19 protein-coding genes are annotated in these 19,976 nt (G+C 33.3%); 10 read left to right on the plus strand and 9 right to left on the minus strand.

Going from position 1 to position 19,976, the window contains the following annotated elements:
- Positions 1-2 precede the first annotated feature (2 nt).
- The 4 genes from DHMRE_RS00745 to DHMRE_RS00760 are packed head-to-tail and all read left to right on the plus strand — an operon-like array spanning position 3 to position 3,130.
- Positions 3-677: a hypothetical protein gene (locus tag DHMRE_RS00745; protein ID WP_322632490.1), complete on the plus strand. Its 675-nt coding sequence runs from the start codon at positions 3-5 to the stop codon at positions 675-677.
- A complete protein-coding gene (gene rplO, locus DHMRE_RS00750; protein ID WP_322632491.1) occupies positions 667-1,083 on the plus strand; it encodes a 50S ribosomal protein L15 in 417 nt (138 codons plus the stop codon). The genes DHMRE_RS00745 and rplO overlap by 11 nt, the downstream gene beginning before the upstream one ends.
- A gap of 1 nt (position 1,084) precedes the next feature.
- Positions 1,085-2,407, plus strand: a complete 1,323-nt coding sequence (locus DHMRE_RS00755; RefSeq protein ID WP_322632492.1) for a hypothetical protein — start codon at positions 1,085-1,087, stop codon at positions 2,405-2,407.
- Positions 2,408-2,419: 12 nt separating this feature from the next.
- Positions 2,420-3,130 (plus strand): hypothetical protein, encoded by a 711-nt coding sequence (locus DHMRE_RS00760; RefSeq protein WP_322632493.1) that lies wholly within the window; start codon positions 2,420-2,422, stop codon positions 3,128-3,130.
- A gap of 157 nt (positions 3,131-3,287) precedes the next feature.
- Here the strand turns inward: DHMRE_RS00760 and DHMRE_RS00765 are convergent, their stop codons facing one another.
- The 6 genes from DHMRE_RS00765 to DHMRE_RS00790 all read right to left on the minus strand — a co-directional run bounded on the left by DHMRE_RS00765 (position 3,288) and on the right by DHMRE_RS00790 (position 9,899).
- On the minus strand, positions 3,288-6,821 hold the full coding sequence (locus tag DHMRE_RS00765; protein ID WP_322632494.1) for a hypothetical protein: 3,534 nt from the start codon (positions 6,819-6,821) through the stop codon (positions 3,288-3,290).
- Between the two features lie 71 nt (positions 6,822-6,892).
- Positions 6,893-7,234 carry a hypothetical protein gene (locus DHMRE_RS00770; protein WP_322632495.1) on the minus strand — a complete coding sequence of 114 codons (342 nt, stop codon included), beginning with the start codon at positions 7,232-7,234 and terminating at the stop codon, positions 6,893-6,895.
- Positions 7,235-7,246: 12 nt separating this feature from the next.
- On the minus strand, positions 7,247-7,393 hold the full coding sequence (locus tag DHMRE_RS00775; RefSeq protein WP_322632496.1) for a hypothetical protein: 147 nt from the start codon (positions 7,391-7,393) through the stop codon (positions 7,247-7,249).
- A 956-nt stretch (positions 7,394-8,349) separates the two neighbouring features.
- Entirely contained in the window at positions 8,350-8,766 is a 417-nt protein-coding gene (locus tag DHMRE_RS00780) for a transposase (RefSeq protein ID WP_322632407.1), read from the minus strand.
- A gap of 2 nt (positions 8,767-8,768) precedes the next feature.
- A complete protein-coding gene (locus tag DHMRE_RS00785; RefSeq protein WP_322632406.1) occupies positions 8,769-9,599 on the minus strand; it encodes a hypothetical protein in 831 nt (276 codons plus the stop codon).
- 48 nt (positions 9,600-9,647) lie between these two features.
- A complete protein-coding gene (locus DHMRE_RS00790) occupies positions 9,648-9,899 on the minus strand; it encodes a hypothetical protein (RefSeq protein ID WP_322632405.1) in 252 nt (83 codons plus the stop codon).
- A gap of 149 nt (positions 9,900-10,048) precedes the next feature.
- On the opposite strand from DHMRE_RS00790, the gene DHMRE_RS00795 reads away from it, so the two are divergent.
- From DHMRE_RS00795 to DHMRE_RS00820, 6 genes are all read left to right on the plus strand, one after another.
- Entirely contained in the window at positions 10,049-10,657 is a 609-nt protein-coding gene (locus tag DHMRE_RS00795; protein ID WP_322632404.1) for a hypothetical protein, read from the plus strand.
- 38 nt (positions 10,658-10,695) lie between these two features.
- Positions 10,696-10,851 carry a GGIII-like transmembrane region-containing protein gene (locus tag DHMRE_RS00800; protein ID WP_322632403.1) on the plus strand — a complete coding sequence of 52 codons (156 nt, stop codon included), beginning with the start codon at positions 10,696-10,698 and terminating at the stop codon, positions 10,849-10,851.
- A gap of 1 nt (position 10,852) precedes the next feature.
- Positions 10,853-12,139 (plus strand): hypothetical protein, encoded by a 1,287-nt coding sequence (locus DHMRE_RS00805; protein WP_322632402.1) that lies wholly within the window; start codon positions 10,853-10,855, stop codon positions 12,137-12,139.
- 88 nt (positions 12,140-12,227) lie between these two features.
- On the plus strand, positions 12,228-14,666 hold the full coding sequence (locus tag DHMRE_RS00810) for a leucine-rich repeat-containing protein kinase family protein (protein WP_322632401.1): 2,439 nt from the start codon (positions 12,228-12,230) through the stop codon (positions 14,664-14,666).
- Between the two features lie 245 nt (positions 14,667-14,911).
- Positions 14,912-15,184: a hypothetical protein gene (locus DHMRE_RS00815; protein WP_322632497.1), complete on the plus strand. Its 273-nt coding sequence runs from the start codon at positions 14,912-14,914 to the stop codon at positions 15,182-15,184.
- A gap of 34 nt (positions 15,185-15,218) precedes the next feature.
- A complete protein-coding gene (locus DHMRE_RS00820; protein ID WP_322632498.1) occupies positions 15,219-16,412 on the plus strand; it encodes an IS630 family transposase in 1,194 nt (397 codons plus the stop codon).
- An 11-nt stretch (positions 16,413-16,423) separates the two neighbouring features.
- On the opposite strand, the gene DHMRE_RS00825 is transcribed toward DHMRE_RS00820, so the two are convergent.
- The 3 genes from DHMRE_RS00825 to DHMRE_RS00835 form a co-directional block, all read right to left on the minus strand.
- Positions 16,424-17,389, minus strand: coding sequence for a leucine-rich repeat domain-containing protein (locus DHMRE_RS00825; RefSeq protein ID WP_322632499.1), 966 nt, complete (start codon positions 17,387-17,389; stop codon positions 16,424-16,426).
- Between the two features lie 233 nt (positions 17,390-17,622).
- On the minus strand, positions 17,623-19,407 hold the full coding sequence (locus DHMRE_RS00830) for a hypothetical protein (protein WP_322632500.1): 1,785 nt from the start codon (positions 19,405-19,407) through the stop codon (positions 17,623-17,625).
- A 12-nt stretch (positions 19,408-19,419) separates the two neighbouring features.
- Positions 19,420-19,644 carry a hypothetical protein gene (locus DHMRE_RS00835; protein WP_322632501.1) on the minus strand — a complete coding sequence of 75 codons (225 nt, stop codon included), beginning with the start codon at positions 19,642-19,644 and terminating at the stop codon, positions 19,420-19,422.
- Positions 19,645-19,976: the final 332 nt, after the last annotated feature.

Genomic DNA, 19,976 nt, shown 5'->3' on the forward strand with positions numbered 1-19,976 from the left:
ACATGGAAGTCGAGAAAAGTCACAATAGTTTGGAAAAAGAAAAGGTGGTTGAACTAGTCGAAGGTCAATTAATCGGCACGGAAGAAATTAAGGAAAAGCCGGTTCCAGAAATAACAAATAAATCAGAATCTACCAATGGCGAAAATAATACTGACTTGCCAACAAATCGGAAAAGCAGAGCATTTTCGGATTTCAGAGGCAGAGAAAGAGAAAAAAGAGAATATTTTCGGTCCCATATTCAAAAAACTATCCTGAAAACTTGGCGACCGGTGAAAGTAACCAAAGGGGGTCGTCGCTTTAGTTTCACCTCTTTGACTTTAATCAAGGATGAGGAAAAAAAAAGTGTCGCTTACGCTCATATGGGTGGCAAAGAACCTATGAAAGCCTCCGCTAAAGCTTTTCGCAAAGCCCAAAAAAAATTACTTAATTATTTTTCTACAGCACCCCGCACTATCCCTCGTGACATAACAGTTCACTATAATGCGACTAAATTAATTTTAAAACCTACTCCGCCCGGCAGCGGCATTAAGGCTAGTGAAATGCTCGCTACGTTATGTAAATATTTAGAAATTAAGGATGTCAGCATTAAAATAATCGGTTCGCGTAATAAATTAAATGTTATGCGAGCGGCATTTTTAGCCTTTGATGAACTTACAGGAAAAAAATATGAATATTAGCAATTATTTAACTACTATTGTCAAAAAAAGAAAAACGGTTGGTCGTGGAGACAAGACTGCAGGCCGAGGACAAAAAGGCCAAAAATCCCGCAAAAGTGGTCATGTTCGTTCGGGTTTTGAAGGCGGACAAACCGAAGTAGCACGGCGTTTTCCCAAGCGGGGCGGCGGATTCAGACCCGATCGAATTGTTTATCAAGTAATTAATTTAGCCCAATTAGAGGCAGATGAGAAAATAACCAACGGCCAGACAGTCGACTTCACGCAAGAAAAATCTCCTATAAAAATATTAGGAACCGGAAGTTTCACTAAAAATTTAACCATTCAAGCCGCTGCTTTCTCCCAGCAGGCCCAAACAAAAATCACCCAAGCGGGAGGCAATTTTAAAATAATAGCGAAAAAAAAGTAATATGGCCAGTAATGTCAAAAAAAAAAGAGTTAGCCGCCAATACCAGGTCTTTTTTTGGGCTTGTTTGGCTAGTTTGCTGGGGCTACTGGTTTACATCCTAGGAGCCAAAAAAATTCATTTTCCCAACCAATGAATGCCGAAGGGAGGGGAAGGCAAAGACCCAGTCAAAAGTTTTCTTTTTTTTTCTGGCATTAGCGTCCATTTACAGGTCAATTTTGTTATAAGCATGTTTTACATGTTCCTCAACCCGGACAAAATGGATCAAGTCAAACTTCAAAAATGAAAATTGTGGATTAACCGCACACTCGTTTTTATCTTTTCACTAGGTGCCGGTTTCCTAAAATACTGAGATAATGTCAGCGGAAGTTTGGGTCACATTTTCCTCTTGTGTTTAATTATTACCGTAATTAATTGTTGCTTGCTGGAATTACTTATTCAGTTAATGAACCAGTATGGCATTTGTAATGCTTTTTACTTGATACTTTTTACGGAATTTTTGCCCTATGAATGAATTTCGAACCACTGAAATGAATTAGAGCCAATGCTCTATCTGATATTAATTACTATTGCCTTTATTTGGATAACCAATTTGAAATGAGAGTCCCCGGTGGAAACTAATACTCTTTATAGCCAACACGGAAAACTACTAAAAAAACGCAAATCAAAATTAGGATTTCGTTTTAGTATTGGTTTTATGCCTTTAATTCAACTGTCCCAATTTGTTGGTTTTATATATAATATTGTCTTAATGCGACGAGCCGGAGTGAATTGGGGTAGTTTTAAAAATATACAAAATGAATGAGGGGAAGCAAACAAGACAAGAGCAGGAAGTATGAATAGTTTAGGTGCAAACCTGAATAATCCCCCAGCCGGGGGAAAATTTTGGGGTCCTTTTTTTTTACTTTGTGATACTCGTTATTTATTTGATATCGAAAATCTGAAAGACTGATTTTTGAATAAAAAATGGTGAATAGTGGGGGCATTATTTTTCTTGCTCTTTCTCCGCTATTTAGCCGTATGAATACAAATGCGAAAAGTTGGCATTTGAAAGACCAAAGAAATGAGTAAGGATTTACGAAGTAGAGGCATTTATATAAATTACCTAGCCCCCGGGCACATGACTCGTAATTTATTGCGGAAAATAATCAATAAGATAATATTTTTTTGGTATTTTATCATTTTAATTTTCAATATCATTTTTGACAACCTATTCAAGAGTTCCGGTACTTTGCCTTTTTTCAATTGGTTTGGTAGTGTTAATATTGGGGTGGACCTCGTTCGCCAAATAAGAACTAAATATAAGTATATAAAGACTAATAAATAGCATAAATTTTATATGGAAATAAAAAATAACTCACAAAAAATCATTCTCTTATTGTTTCCGCTTATTGTCAATAAATTTTATTTTTCAACGGAAGAAAAAGGGCGCTTTTTCGAGGTGGGGAAGATTAGAAAAAGAGAATTAAAGGAAAAATTAAATCTGAGTTTTAATTTTGTCGGAGACCAAAAAAATATTGCTTCCTTAACCGAGAAGGAAATAATGGAATTAGCCATCAACGATTATACTCGGGAAGTTAAAGCATTTATTCAGGATAACCCCCACTCAAAACTAACATTAGTTAATTATCCCCACAATGAGCAACAATTGGTCTCATTAAGTGCTGAATTAGCCAAAATCGGCAAGAAAATAAATAATATTATCCTGATAAATACTGCCAATTATGAGTTACTATTGGATTTAAAGAACAAATATTTAATTTGCCCTATTTGCGAAAAAATATATCACCACCAAGAAGTAGTAAAAGAAAATGAGAAATTCATTTGTCCGCAAGATGCTGAATACCATTTTGCTTTATCTACTATCAAAAAATATAACGAGTATATTATTGATTATCATTTGAAAAATACAGAGTCAGTAATTAAAAGATTACTTACGGCAAATAAACTTACACCTTCCTCAATCATTCAATTAACGGTCCAAAAAGAAGAAGAAATTTTGGCAGGTGAGATCCAGAAAAATCTGCTGAAAGTAATAGACAGTTTGTAAAAGCCCCGACCATAGAGCCTTTTGTATAAAATAAAACACTAAATAAGCCTCTAATTGGTGAATACTAATTCTTTATTCTTTTATCCCGACTAACTTTATACTCCAAATTTTTTGTCCGATAGGGTTATTTTGGCAACATTTCTTGGTTTGCCCTCTCTTATTTATCTTTTTTACCTAACGTTTTGCCTCCTTTTACTTTCATGATTACAAAAGTAGTTATCAAGAGATTACCAACGAACAATAACCATAAAGCAATATTTCAATTTCTCATCTGATCTTTTTCTCCTTTGACTTTACCAATTTCATTTTTGGCTGCTTGTTGATAAAAATCGGTTAATTCCGAGAGAGAAGTAATTTTGTCAATTTGGGTCTGATAAGAATTTTTTAGACCTAATTCTTTCAGTACTTTTTCTGCTTGCTGCTTAAATTCCGGAGCTGGAATATTTTCCTTATTTTGTTCTCTCAATTTTTTAATTTCTTTCTCCTGCTCGGTTATTTTCTGACGGAGATTAGCCAGAGTGGTTTCTTGGTTAGTATCAGGATTGACAATTAATTTCTGAATCTCGGCTAATACTTGTTGTCGTTCATATTTATCACCAGTTAAATTCAAGTTTAACTGTTCCACCATGAATTTCAATAAATCCTGCTCTTTTTGCTCGATTTGGGTTTGTAATGCTTCTTTTTCTTTTCGACAATTTTCTTGTTGCTGGCTTAATTTGTTTTGGAAATCGCTCTTTTCAGTTTTTAAACTATTTAAGTCTGCCAGCATGACATTAAAATCGCTATAACCCGCTTGGGTTAGTGGTTTTTTATTCATTAACTCATTTTCTCAAGAGTCGCCCGGTTTTTCCTGACCGACCGCAATTCCTAAACCTTGTAATTTATTTTTATACTTCAATACATCTGCCGCGCTTGCATTGGCTGGAGTAGACAATATGGTCTCAATCGCGTCTAAACGGGCAGTATCAAGTTCATTTTTATTATTCGCATTTAACTTAATTAAAGTTTTTAGATTAGTCTTGGTCTTAATTTTCGCAATTATATCATTATTAATGCGAGTTAATTCGGCTTCATTATCTTTTATTTGGTTCACCCGTACCGCATCAATGGAATTATCGTTTTTAATTACTCCTAAATCGTTTTTCAGAGTGGTGATTTTGGCTTTCTCCGTATCTAAATCGTTCTTTTTAACTAAATCATTCTCTCAATTATTTGGGAGAGTTCCGGTGGGGTTGCCGTTAATTTTAGTTCTCAATTTATCGTAATCATCCTTAACATTATTTTGTCAGCCGTTCGGGATAGCATTATTATAAATAGCATGCTTAATCTCATTTTCCCGAGTTGTTAAATTAGTTTTTGCGGTCTTATAATCGGCCAAATCCGCGACCGTCAATTTATTATTCACCACATCGGCCACGTCTGCTCCTATACTTAATTCACTCCGCACCAATTTTACTTGGTCCTCCAGGTTATTTCTTTCTCCTTTCACTTGATTTAATTCAGTTGTCGTGTCTGCTCCTTTCGATGCCGTAATGCCTCGGGTGAGTAGGGTGATGTATTCGGTTAGTGCTTTTGCGTCGGTTAAAGTGGTGTCATTTTCTTTTAATTTATCGCGCCAGTTAGTATTACCAGCAGGAATACCAGACGAAAATTCCACGATTTTAGCATTGATTTGGTCGTCGGTCAAGCCGCTCGTTTGGATTAAATTTTGTAAAGCGACACGGGTTTGGACTTTGGCTTGCTTTAAGTCGTGGTTCGTGTTGAGTTTACTAATAGCCCGAGTAATAATTTTGACATAGTGGCTTAATTGTTCAGCATTGATAATTATAGCGTTATTGGCTTGTAATTTTTGGGTCCAGACCGCTCCGCTGGTGATATTCGGTTCGATTTCCTCGGCCATGGCCGTAATGTCATTGTCGTTTAATGTTCCTTTAAAAATGTCTAAACGATCCGCAGCGTGTTTTTTGGCATTTTTTATATCAGTCGCCCCTTTCACCTTACTAATAGCATCCGTAATGACATGAACGTATCGAGTTAACTCCTCTGTGCTCTTAATTTCTTTGTTGGTGTCTTTTAATTTGGTTTTTCAATCCCCACTGGTTGGAATAATGTTTTCTTGTAATTTCTCGGCCGCGTCGTTAATATCGCCATCACTCACGTTTTCTTTTAACGCCATTAAATCAATCAAGGCTTGGGCTTTAGCGGCTTTTAAATCTTGATTAATTTTTAATTGGTTGATAACGTGGATAAACCCATTAGAGAAATCAGTTAAACCTTTGAGGTTATTTATTCTGTCGTCCGTATCTTTAAAGAAATTTTTCCAATCGTCGTTTCCTGTAATGTTTAATAACTTATTGATGTCCGTGTCCGTAATGGCTGAACCTTGAAGTAAATTGTTCCTGATTTCAATCAAGATATCACTTTTAACTTCGTTTAATTCCTTTTTTTCTTTCTGCTTTTTTAAAGTTCCAATGGCTTCGCTGACCGCTAGCACATAAGCACTTAATTCTTGGGCGGTGGTGAAGGTGGGGTCGTTGGGTTGTAATTTGTCCGACCAATCGGCTTGCCCGGCTCAATTATTAGTGCTTTTGGTTGTATCGTCGGCTTGGATTTGGTCGTTGATATCGTTGTCGTTTAAATCACCTTTTTGGATTTGTAAAGCCGCCAGGGCATCGGCTTTGGCTGTGGTTAAAGCGTCTTGGTGGGTTTTTATTTTTTGGCGAGTGTTCTTGCTTGCTTCCTTGGCTAACCTTACCCGTTCTTTTCAAATATCACGCTCAACTTCTAGTTTTCCGAGTTCTTCATTCTTATTATTAACCGCATTTTTCCTAATTAAGTCGTTTTCTCAACCCGAATCAGCCGCCACACTGTCCGGACTTTTTCCCTTCTCATCCGCCAAAAGCACTTTTAATTTGTTTTCGTATTTTTCTGCGGCGGCTTTTTTATCTACATAATCTTTTACTTTGTTTTTGTCAACACCGTTTATTAGGTCGAGTTCATTTCTCTCTCAAATATCAAGTTCAGTATTATTTTTAGATAATTCGTCAAAGTTTTTCCGACCTCAAATTAATCTCCGCAAAAAACTAGTACTATTTTTGAGGCTATCCGGTCTAGCCGGTAAATGGTCTAAATCATCCTCACCCAGATAAATTTCAACATCATTAACCACTTTAATTAATCCGGCCAGCGTTCGTTGTAAATTACTTTTATCTTTCGCATCGGCAAAAGTGAAAAGATTATCGGTCTCATGCTCCATCAATAATTCCTTTTCCTCTTTTTCTCCCAATGAACCTGCTATTTGCTTTTTTCAAACAGGAGAGTAAACTTCGGTGTCAAATTCGCTTGTTTTAACCCCAAAAATCTTTTCTAATCATTCCTTAACCTCCAACAAATTATTCATTTGGGCGACTCAATTTTCATCTTGGTAAATGTCAATAGAGAAATCGTTTTTTAATTTTTCTGTCAGTTCGGCCAAAATAGCGGCTCGTTTTTTGTATTCAGCGACGGCTTTCTCCTCTTTTTTTTCTTCGTCTTTCCCATCATCAAAATTAGGAAAATTATCACCAAATTTAGTTAGTTCTAAAATTTCTGTCAATACTTTATTTTCCTTATCCTTTCTTTTAAGTTCTTCTGCGTCACTAATTAAACCTGCAAGAGGATCTAAAAGTTCAATAACTTCAATTTGGTTCATTCGGGTTTTATAGCCCTGTTTTAGTCCTATTACACTATTCAAATTAATTTCCGCTTTTGCTAAATAAATTTTTACTGCTCGTTTTTTTCTTCTCTAGAAATAACATCTTCTATTTCTCTAATTCGCTTATCTAATTTCTTCATTCGAAAAAATTTTACTATCACAATAATTATTAAGATAGGTCAGAGGAGAATTCAAAGTCAGAACCAGCCTTTTCATAATCCATTTCTTTCCTTTTTCAAATTTCAAAGCAATTTGTGCCAGTAACAGATGCGATGGTAATAGCCACCTCCTATAAAACTACCTTCGCCACCTCCAGTTCCTTCGTAAAGAGAAATATAAGAATAACCTCTATCTTGCTCTTTTAGTTCTTCCCCTGCTGGAATTACTTTATGACACCAATTGCACAACATGATTGTTTAGTATTACGATTGATGCCAAACCAACAAGCGGTTTCTTAGTGCTGGGTTCTTTTTGAAATTTATCTCTCTCTCTCTCTCTCTCTCTCTCTCTCTGCTCTTAATGCTATTATTACTATTGCCTACCTGATTATTTTTTTCTACCACTTTCATATAAGTATATTTTTAACTTTTGCAAGTTTTTTCGCGACAATTATTTTTTTAATAGAAAAAGGTTTGGAAATTATTTTATAACCTTTGCTTAGTCGTTAATAAAAAATACTAAAATAAGTAGATATAGGGATTGATGACAAAAAGAGCCATTAGAAGACATGAGATTAAATTCTTTTGGTTTAAAATAATAAATATAGGTGATAAAGTAAAAAAGTTTACACGGTTCCAAAAGTGTAAAATACAATTATAAAGAAAGATGAGTTAATGATAAGCAAAATAACGATAAAAAGTGACAGAGATTAATGTGCTTAGCGTTAGTTAGGTGATTATTTACTGCATACTCTGAACATTAGATATACCTATAACCCAGCTTAGTAAGGATTTTGGAATCTTCCGCATGAGAGACTGGGTTGGGTTATTTTTTAATGTTTGGGGTATGGAGTAAATAATTACTCAATCATGCTAAAGATTCCGTTCACTGCTAGTTATTATCGTTTAAAAAATCTAGAAACGATACAAAAGATAAAAAAAGAGGGGATTATTGTAGCATTTTTTTATTAAAATCCTTGCTCTAATTCTCGTTAAAAATTAGGCTCTAAGTGAGGCTAGCGAAGTTATGAGACTAGTTAAAATTGTCTACCGTTGTGCGGCTAGTTTCTAACTTCCTGGTTTTCAACAATACTAGCCTCACTGAGAGTCTAATTCATTTATTTTCACAAAATATCATTGTTAATTAACTCTTTCATGGGGGGGCTAGTTTATTTAAAAATAGATACTCACCGCTGAGTAACCCCCCCAACAAGGAATTAATTTTCAGTAAAATTCGAAAAATTAATTTCACACTTTCACATAATCAATATAATAATATTTTAAGGGTATAGGGAAGGGGAGATTTTCATTATTTATAGGCACGTATCCCCACAATCATACTTACATAAAATAATAATACTACTTTTTTAATAATTAATTTCCGTTTTTCAAATAAAATCAAAATCTAAACAATTCTTAAAATGCTTTCTCAAATCCTCTTTTTGTAATATACTTATTTTATAGGCAACAACTTTCCTCAACTCCTCTTCTGTTCTTGGTTCTTCACTTTTAACATACTGCTTAATGACATTAAAAACTTCCTCCACTGGATTTAAATAAGGATTGGAAGCAACGATGTATCGTGGTTCGATGTTCTTACTAGTCAACAACTCTTTAACCTTAGCTGATTTATGAAATCGAATATTATCCAGCAAAAGATAATATTTTTCCTCATTAGGAAGTTTAATATTATTAAGAAAATTAGCAAAAACCTCGGCATTTACCGTGTCTTTAACTAATTCTCAATGAATAATGCCACCCTTTTCTATGTTTTGAATAACCAAGATTAAAGAATAGTTGGCACCATAACTGGGTTTAAAGTCAGCAATTTTTGTCCCTTCAAACCCCAACCTCGTCGTGAAGCTAGATTTAAAGGATGCCCACTTTCATCGGTGGATAAAATCTGTCTTGGAGGTAATTTGTTAACTCTTTCCATAAACTCAATAACTTCTGGCAAATTCTGTTTTTGTTGAGGATGACGATAGGGAACTACTTGGTAAGAATATTTAATCTTTTTTAATACTAAGTAAATAGTAGCAACACAAAATCTCTTATCTGTTTTATCAAAAACATAATCTGACATTTCCCTTAATGTTTTTGCCTTTTTGGTGTGAATAGAAGAAAGTAAGTAATGGAGGCATTTTCTATCAAATCTTCTTTTTGCTCCGACCTTTTGAAGAGGCTTGACAATTGGCTTTCTCCAATATCTCAACATTCTATCACTTCTTTTTAATCCAGTAGCAATTTCCTTGTAAGGAACTCCTGATTTCTTTAACCCTTCTACAAATTCAACTAAATCTTGGTGCTTAAATTTGATTGGTCTCCTAGCAAGTTTATCATCTATTTTTTTAGTTCCTTTGCCTAATTCCTCTTCTAACCAGTCTATTCCCTCTTCCTCCTCAAATTCTTCATCTTGCTTGAAATCTTGGTAGAGTTTGTAATTACCATTTTTATCTCATTCAAGTTTTAATTTACCACTTAAACTAGGGATATAACCTATTCGATAATTATTTAAAAACCAATCTTCTTTACCAGTTTGAATATCGATAAAAGTATATTTCCAAAATTGTTTGTTTTTGTTTCTTTCTCCTTTGATAATTTTGGCAAGAAATTCCATGGGGACTATATATATATTTTATATATATAAATCTCTAATTTGTTTAATTTATGTAGTCTTACTAAAAGCCTCTACGGTAGTTTTCTTGTATTCGTCCATGCTTTGTTTGGCTAGTTCATTGTATAAGTGTCCTTGCAAAAGGTAATTCACTCTTTTTTTCTTTTCGGGTGGAAAGTCCCCAACTTCCAAATTTTTTACCAAATTAAACAAAGCAATCTTCCTCTCATAAGGACTTTGATGACTTTGGAGAATTTTCTCTATCTTTTCAGCAATTTGATTTTTATCTAGTTTTTTTACCATGATAGTTTTTGCCTGTTTTATATTTATAATTTTATTCGTATTCAAAATTTTTTTATCCATTTAGGCTTTTAGTATTAGTCTAAAAGAGTAGTTTAAAAAAATTTTAATGCTACCTTGTTGTGTGTTCAAAAATGTAAAAATATAACTATATGTCAGACCTAAATAACAACGAAGAAAAAATTACAGAAGAAAAAGTTCTAGATGGAAAAGGTGGGGGTAAACTTATCTATACTATAAAATGTCGAGAATGTGAAGAAGTCTTTACCAAGGAACAAAGTTGAAACCAAGGAAGTTGCAGTCAACTTTGACCATCAGCAGGTTTTCATCGTGAATTAAGAGCAGAATTACATGACCATAAAAGTAAAGTCCACAAAGTTGGAGCAAATTGCAGTAAATGCCAAGCTCAACTCTATGACAATAGTGGTAAACAATTTACTTGGTTTACTAATGAAAAGCATGGTGATGTTTGCAAAAACTGTTTAGATGAATTAGATAGACAAGGAGAATTATGAGATAATTTTTTTAGAATAGCACATTATACTTATTCTTCAAGTAGTTCTGACCCAGGAATGGAAGGTGGTTTAATTTGTGGTTTTTGTTGTAAACAGATGCTTGACAGACAATTACATCAAAAGGAAAACGGCAAATGGGTTCCCAAACATAATTGCCCAGAGTGAAAAGCAAAATATGGTAAAGGAGGCAATAATCCACAAGAGAGAGAGAGAGAGAGCAATTACAGAGCAGAATTGCTGAGTTAGAGGCAATTACTAACCGAACTCCCCAGCAAGAACAAGAATTGCAAGATAAAAAAGCAGAATTAGCCAAGTTAGAAGCACAAAATACTAACGAGAATAAACCTACCAACTGAACTCCTTGGATAATTGGAGGAGGTATAGCATTATTGGTGATAGGAATAATTGCCTACTTCCTATCTAGAAAGAAAAAAGAATAATATGGTGAAAACTACCTATGTAATTCGAGATGGTAAAAAATACCCTCTTTATGACCAAAGTATTTGAGATAAAAAACCATTAGTTGTTCCTACTATTCCAAATGTTTCAAAATACATTGCTCGAATAAATCAATTAAAAGCAGAGTTAGCAGCAGAAAAGGTCAGTAGAGACAACTGGAAAGATAAATTTGAAAATGCTGAAATAAAACCAGTTGACCTTCCTGCTAATTGGAGAACTGAATTAGCTCGTATCACTGAGTTGGAAAAAAGACCTGATATTCCTATTTCTAAAAGTGATTGGGAGAACGATTGAAGTAAACGACCGACTTTAACTGATTATAACAATTTATTGGCTAATCAAAAACCCAATGACTTGCCAGACAATTGAAAAGAATTAAGCAATAAAATAACTAAACTTCAAGGAGAAAAACAACAAATCATCAAAGAAAGAGATAATCTCAAACTCCAACTCACCCAAAAAGAAAATCAACTAGAAAAAACTATCCAAGCCTTTACGGAAAAAGAACAGACTAAACACCAAGAATACTTAAATATTCTAACTAAAAAAGACCAAGATTGAGAAACTAAATTAGAACAGGCTCTAAAAAAGCCTCCTACTGCTACTATTGGAACTCAAACCGATATCACCATCCCCCCAACTGACCAATGGGAGACTGATTTAGAAAAATATAAGCAAGATATCCAAAAAAAACAACAAAAAGTCTCTAAATTACAAACTAAACTAGCAAATTTACGACAAGAAATCAAAGATTTACAAGAGCAAGCAAAAGAAGGGGATTTGAATGAGGTAGAAAAGGAATTATTAGAAACAGCAGAAATGCCCATTGGAACTGACCGTTCTTTTTTTGGTGATAGTAAAAAAATGATTGAACCAAAAGAATTAAAAAAAATGCTTCAAGGTGATAAATGAAATCAATTGCGAGCAGATTATCAAGCCATCAAAAAAAGATTAATTGATTTAGCCGACAAAGAATTAGAAGTCCAACAAAATCAGCAAACTATAACTGAACTAACCCAAAAAAAAGACCAATTACAAAAAGATTTAGACTTAGCCACAAAAACCAAGGAAGAATTGGCTGAAGAATTACAGAAAGAAAAAGGTTGGTGGGATAAGTGGAAGGGGTTGTATCATCTATCAATAGTAAATGGAGATTTAAAAAATATTGTTAAAATAGCAAATGAAAAATTAGTTTCTCCACATAATTTACTTAATCTTGATAAAATTGTTAAAAAAGAAATTCTTGAAGAAAAAATTAAGTTTTTTTAATTTATGATAAAGAGTTGGGTTTTATTCCTTCTAACAAATTCATCAAAATAATCTACGAATATTATAAAAATCAGTAAAATTAAATATTATGGTAAATGCCCAAGAGTGGTTAGAAAAATATTATCCTGATAAGAAAACAAAGAATATATACCTCAACCAACAATTAGAGGGAGTTTTAGATTGTAGTGAGTATAAAAACTTATACACAATATTCATTTCTACCTCAGTAGATAGGAGTAAGTTAGAGATAAAAGGAGGTTCTTATTATGGAAGAGAAACCAAAATAATCCCCTGTATTCTTGCCCAAGAATATATAAACCAAGAATATCCCAAAAATGGAACTTGTGTGAGAAAAAATGAAAGTTATGATACTGACAACTTTGGTAAAACTAGGAAAGAAATAACAAAGTTATGAATAAGTGAAAAAGCCTTAGAAGGAGAATTAGACCTGGCTGATTTTAAGAATTTAGAGGTATTATGATGCTCTGATAATTGCCTCACTAATCTAAATGTAAATGATTGTAAGAAATTAGGGAGAATTGAATGCTTTAATAACCAACTTACTACTCTCAATCTGAGTAATTTAAAAGAGTTAGAGAAACTTAAATGTTTTAATAATTACCTTACTCAGATACCTTATCTTCCTTATCCTGAAAAAATAACTAGTTTAAATATAAGCAACAACAATATAAATCCCTCTGACCTTTCTATTTTTAATCAGTTGAGGAATTTAAGAAGTTTAGTTATTGGTAATCATAATAAAAACAAAATTAACCAAGGAATATATAATCATTTTCAAGGAGGTTTAAAACCTGTGCAGGATTTGAATAATTTAAAGAAATTAAATATTTCTAATACCGATATAGATAGTGGTTGAGAATATTTACCTGATAGTTTAGAAAGAATTGATTATGACACAGAACTAAGACCTAACTGTAAATTATCCTTAGTAAAAGCAGAGTTAGAAAAAGAGTTGTGAATGGATATTCATAAGGATTTTGTTCCTAAATATAAAAAAGCCTGATTAGAAGCAGGATATAGTAAAGAACAAACAAAAGAATGAATAGTAGCAGGAGCCAAACCAGACAGCCTTAAATTCCTCAACTGATTTCTGAACTTCAAAAAACTAGACCTAACCTGAGCCTTAGAAAATGAGGAAGAGTTTAAAGAGTGAAGAGGTTATTATAGTTCTTTTGGAACCTGTTATGAATGTCAACAGCCTAATACCAGCCAAGACTGATGCCAATCTTGTAATGCTAAACATTTTGAAGATGAATTTGATACCTGGACTAGTGATAATAAACAAATAGATGCTTTTATCCAAAAATGCCAATCAGAAGCAACTAGCAATTGAAATGTCTTGGAATGAATTCCTTATGAGAAGTTTAAGAATATAGAACACATTGCTGATGGGGGATTTGGTAAGATATATAAAGCAGAGTGAGAAGGGGGTTCTATTGAAAAATGGATTGGAAAATGGAATAATTGGAAGGGAGAATGAGAAAGAAGGGGAGATAATTATAAAACTAACTATAAAACAGTTGCCCTAAAAACCCTCTCCAATTCCCAAAATCTAAAAGAAGACTTCCTCCAAGAACTAACTCTTTATAAAATGTTTAGAAGTTCAGTTAGTCAGATGGTGCCTTGTTATGGGATTTCCAGAGACAAGGAGGGCAATTATATTATGGTTATGGAGTATATGAAAGAAGGAAATTTAAGAGAGTATTTAAAGAAGAATAGGAAATTAGGTTTAGCAAGCAAACTTAATTTCCTAATACAAATCATTCAAGGTCTAAAAGATATTCACCGTAAGCATTTAGTTCACCGAGATTTCCATAGTGGGAATATTATTGTTGAGGATGAATATAGTTGTCGTATCACCGATTTAGGTTTATCTAAACCAGTTAATGAAACCGATAACAATCAAATTTATGGAATAATGCCTTATGTAGCACCCGAAGTCTTACAAGGAGAAACTTATACCCAAAAATTAGATATCTATTCCCTGGGTATGGTTATGTATGAAATAATTACTGGAATACCTCCTTTTGCTGAACAGGCTCGTAATACTAAATTAGCCTTAAAAATCTGTCGTGGAGAAAGACCTGAATTTCCTGCTCAGATTAAATATCCCCAATTGCTGATAGATTTAATTAAACAATGCTGAGACCAGGAACCCAACAATAGACCTAGTGCTAGGGAAGTAAGTGGAATAGTGGGAGAGTGGTTTGATGCAGACACCCAATTCTACCACCAATATGAAGAAGCCGAAGAATATAATCAAACTTTACCAGATGAAATCAAATATCCTACTTACCATTCCCAAGAAGTATGGCATAGTAAACCCATAAATACTAAACAAATCACCCAATTATTACAAGTTTCTCAGGGAATGCCCACAATAGATATCCCCACTGAAACAACAGAAATCTCAGCACTAGGAGAACAATTACAAGAGACTAATTTAGAGGAAAAAGGAGAAACTTCTCTCCAAGCCCAAATAGAAATCCCTCCTAAAAATAACTAAAACAATAAACATAGTAAAGCCAGTTGTTGATAAATTTATTAAGTTATATGCCAACAGAAGTAATAAAATGTTTTGGTTGTGGAAGAAGAAAGACATCAGAAAATAAATTTGGTTTCGTGAAATGAAGAAACAGAGATTTCTGTGCTTCTTGCTACTTGGATGTTAAAATCTTTTAAAAGAAGTTGTTTTATAATGAGAAGAAAATAAATAACAAAAGGAAATTAATTATTAAAAAAGTAGTATATATGCTAAAATCACGATTAAAAGAAAATAAAAAAACTAATTGCTTCCAATGCCAAGGAGAAATAATAGTCAAATATAATTATCCTCGCAAGGATTATTCTCTGATTAACAATTGATGATATTGAACCGAGCAAGAAGAGAACAAAGATAAATACATTTGCAACTCATGCTTAAAAAAACTCTACTATGAAAACAAAAAAGAATACTGAAAAACCATTACTAGCCCAGCCAAAAGAATGCGAATGAGAAATCACATTTACTCATTGACCAAATAACTATCTAAATATACTTACATAAATATAAATACATATGAGATTAATACAGCAAACCACTAAAATAAAAAAACCTACTCAAAAACAAACTGCTATTTCCTTTGGAGTAAGTGAAAGAACAATAAGAAATTGAGATAAACGAAGAAGAACACGTATATTCAATAAAGGATTAGGTAGAAAACCAAAAACCCAAGACCCAGTCTTAGCACGTCTCTTAAGACATTACACTTTTCAACTTAAAAAAGGAGATATTTCAAATCAACAAGAAGTAGCAAATCTTATCTTTCAAGAAACAGGGCAAAAAATTAGTCAACCTACTATCTCTCGATTTTTGAAAAGAAAAAAAGTTACTCATAAGAAAATCAATTACCATTATACTGAACAGTTAGACCATCCTGAGAAAATTGCAAAGTTTGTTGAGCAAATTCCAACCTTGTCTAAATCTCCTGTCTTAGCAATAGATGAATGTAGTTTTCATCTCAATGAGGTTCCTAGATATTCCTATGCTGAAAGAGGCAAACGGGCTAATCGTCGAAGACCAGGTAAAAAAGGAGACAACCACACTTTGATTCTTTGTGTTCAAAATATAAAAGGAAGAGGAGTAGTTAAATGGAAACTAATCCCAAAAGGGATGAAGAGTAAAGATTTTCACGAATTTATTTCTAATCTTAATCTTCCAACCGACCAAACGATTTATCTCTTGTTAGATAATCTCAAAGTTCACCATGCCACTAAATCTTGTCAGAAGTTAGGGTTAACAACTATTAAAGAGTTATTAGTGAGCAAGAATATTATCCCTGTTTATTTACCTCCTTACACTCCAGAATTAAATCCAGTGGAGTTATGCTTTAACTTTTTAAGGCAGAATACTGAGAAAAAGAAACCAAGAACTTTTGAAGAGTTAAAAGCCTCTATTAATAAAGCAACAAAAGTATTAGAACAACAGGATTTAGTTAAATACTTTCAGCATTGTTGAGAATATTTTGGAAGGAATAAAGAAGAAGAGATTGATTTTAATAAAAGAACTAAAAAGGCTAATCATAACAACTGGATTTATAAGCAATGGTCTAAACTACATATACCATGATGAGACCAGCCAGTGGCACCCAGTAGAAAGTGGAAGAAATTGGGAGATAATCCAACCCCTCAAGAAATGTTGTCATCTTGAAAAAGAATAAAAAGGTGTGCCATGAGAAGTTTGGAGTTGGCTAACCCTAAAATTAAGTTATAAAAAAGCGGAAATTAATTTGAATAGTGTAATAATACTGTTTCACTGGTATTAACATCCCAATAATCAATCATGTAGTCCTCTCATTTTCTTTTTAAATCGTCTCAATTAAGAGTATCCAAAATGTCGGCTAAGATTTCTCAATCCTTTTCTCACGAGAATTTGATTTCGCCTGTTTCGGATTCTTTTTCTAAAATCTTGGGATTTTCTAAATCTATATCCAGCAATCTCAAATTATTAATGGCTTTTCGTAAACTAGTTGCTGTTTCTATAAATTCATTTACTTTATTGCCTTCGCTATCTTTGACGCCACTAGCACCATTTCCTATCACTTTTTCGAGAAAATCATTTTTTCAAATGCTATCATTGACTCCCCCGCTTCCTCCACCGTTTGCACTTTCAATTTGGACTGGTAATGGCAAATTTACACCTTCCTCTCCCCCCTCGCCGTTATAAAGAAACAAGTTGGGTAATTTTTCTAAGCCGCGAATTTTGGTTTGACGGTTATTATTACCAACCACAAGTGATTGGAGAGCGACATTCTTACTTACATCAACTTCCTCAATTTCGTTAGCACAAATATTCAGCATTTTTAATTTCGGGCAATTTTCCAGACCAACTATTTGTTTGATTTTATTACCGGCCACATTTAGCGTTTCTAAATTAGGGCAATTTGCAATAGTTAATTTAGTTATTCCCCCCGTTCTGAATAAACTAATTGTTTTCAAATTAGGATAATTCTCTATTTTTAATTCCCCTTCTAAAGTATAATCACCGGTAATTGTGGGTTCTCGGCCCGGAAATACCGGAGTAATGGGAGTGAAAGGTTCAAGTGTTCCCTTTTCTATATCCAGAGTGGCTGTGATTTCTGTTTTTTTCTCTCTATGTTTTTTATCTTTTTTGTTATAATCATTTACACCTTTTCTTTTTCCTTTATTGTAACTATAATTACTTTGAAGTCATTCTTGTGCGTTTACCATTTTTATTTTTATATTGATTTGTTAATTATTTTGTAGTAGTAGCATTTCTTATATCATTATCATCCATTTAAATAATCAGAGAGAGAGAGAGAGAGAGAGAGAGAATTTTTAGCCTGCGACAATGCTGGCAGCATTTCTAATTCTTGCCCGAAAGGACAGAAAAAGGAAAACCCTCTCTCAAAACACAATCTATTACATTTATGATTCAAACTCTTTCTCCAATATATATAATTTTACTTTTTTGTATAAAAAAGGGTGGTTAATTTTGTCTCAATTTCCTCCTTATGCTCTTCCAAGTGGGCTATTTTTTTCAATCTTTTTTCTAAATTGCTGTTTTTTTCTTCAAACTGCCGACATTTACTTTCTTTTTCTTCCAATTCTTTTTTTAAATTTTCAATCTCCTTAACGAGAAAACTTTCTTGCACTGGGGTTTTTGTAATCCCTGATTGATTGGCTTGTTGGGCTAATTGTTGCTGAAAGTTTTGGATTATTCTAGTCACTAATTTGGACTGGTCTGAAAATTGATATTCTTTTAGTTTCTCTAAATATTTTAATTGACTAATCGGATCCAGAATAACCAAAGCGGCGGCTCTCCCAATTTCCTTGCCAGCAGGACCATTAAGAAGTGGCAAGATATCAGTAATTAGAGATTTTTTTTCTTGAATAACCTCTTCATTCTCTTTGGTTTTTAATCTCTTGATTAATTCCTCGTCGGACAAATCTTCCAATTTCTCCTCTTGGTTTTTTGCTTCTTCTTGTAAACTTTTTATTTCCTTTTCGCTTATTTCAACAGAAAGAGAAAGCGTTCGCTGTGGAGTAATTTTACCTTTTCGTTTCTGCTGATTTTCTATTTGTTTTAGCCGAGCCACTTCATCCTCCCATTGTTTTGCTATATCAATTAAATCCTGTAAATCTTTCACTCCGGATATTTCTCTAATATCTTTGAGAGTAGTAGCCTCACCGGTATTCTTTTTTCCCAATAGTTCTGTCAAAAATCCTGCAACATCTTCACCCATTTCCTCCTCCGAGAATCCCAAACTAATTAATATTGTTTGATATTTTTGTTGGATTTGGTTTCAACTGGCAATTAATTGCTCCGTTTGGGCGTTCATCATTTCTCTTTGTTTTTCTAATTCGTTATTAAGATTATTCAGAGCCTCTTGGGCGGCTTTCATTTGTTCCAGAACTCGCCTTTTTTCTGCTTCGGCCCGTTCTTTTAACCTTTCGGCTTCTGCTAATTGATTAGTCAAGTCCTCAATTTGCTTCTCTAATTCCTTATTTTCTTTCTTGTTTTGGTTTAATTCCCCAATTCTTTTTCGTAATTTTTCAATTTTCTCGTTTTTTTCGGTTATTTCTCCCTCCAATCTTTCTCGGTCAGTTTGCAGACTGGCAATTTCTTTTTCTTTCGCCGCTGCCTCTTTTCGTAAACCAGTCATTTTTTCTTTATTTTCCGCTAATTGTGATAAGGCTTCGGTGGTTCTCTGGTTGGCCTCCTTAAGATTTTTTTCATGGTCTTTTTCTCATTTAGAAAGTTGTCTTTCTTGCCGTTTAGCATCCCTTTCTATTCCTGCTTCCGCTTTTCTCAATGATTCTTTTAATCATGAATTTTCTCCTTCCAATATTTCTAGCCTATTTTGTTTGTCCTGTAGGTTTTCAAGTTGAGAACGCAAATTATCGTTTTCCTCTCAGAGTTTTTCTACTTCTTCAGCATCGATGTCGGTGGAGGAATCGGTCTTGTTTTCTCTCGACTGTTTAACTAATTTCATTATTCTCTCACGAGAACCTTTGTTTGATATATTCAATATTATGAGTTCGTCCTCTAATTGTTGGATAGAGTTATCAATTGTTGCTGATTTTTCTTGGTAAACCTCCCTTATTACCTCAACTAAATCACTATCGCTTTCTTTTTTGGGAGCCGAATGAAATTCTTTTAATTTTTGATGATTGTCTAATAGTGTCTTAATAACAGCAATTTTTTTGTCATTTTCGTTTGCAAAAAAACTACCAATACCACTCATTTCTGGAGAAAATTAATCATAATTTAAACTACTAACCTTTTGACAATAATTAGCAATGATTTCTTTCATTAAATAACGTTTCGCGTCTTGCGCACTCTCTCCTTTTCAATTTTTAATTATTTCTCCATCGTTTCTTTCGTCCTGCAACTCCTCCTTTAACTGTTCTATTTCTTTCATTATCTCCTCTTGTTGTTCGGTATACTTACTATATTTTTCAAATACTATTTTTTTTACCATATTTACTAATTTGCTTATATCATATATTAGTTTTAAATCTTAAACTACACATTTGTTTTTAATCTCACCTTCTTTAATTTATTTTATATATTTTTGTATATTATTAATTGTATAGTGCTTATGTGAACGATATTCTTTAAAACACAACCTTGCAATCAGCATTGTTTTATCAAGTAGTCTTATTTTTCTTATCTATGGATGGAGTTGGAACTGTGGGCTTCTCATCTCTGCTGGCAAAGAATTGTTTTATTATGGTTTTTGTTGGTAATTTGTAAATAAGGGTCAAATTAAGGCCGGCATGAACACAAATAACTTAATTTAACATTCTAACC

The sequence above is a fragment of the endosymbiont DhMRE of Dentiscutata heterogama genome, assembly GCF_002888635.2.
Lineage (GTDB): Bacteria > Bacillota_I > Bacilli_A > Mycoplasmatales > CGIF01 > CGIF01.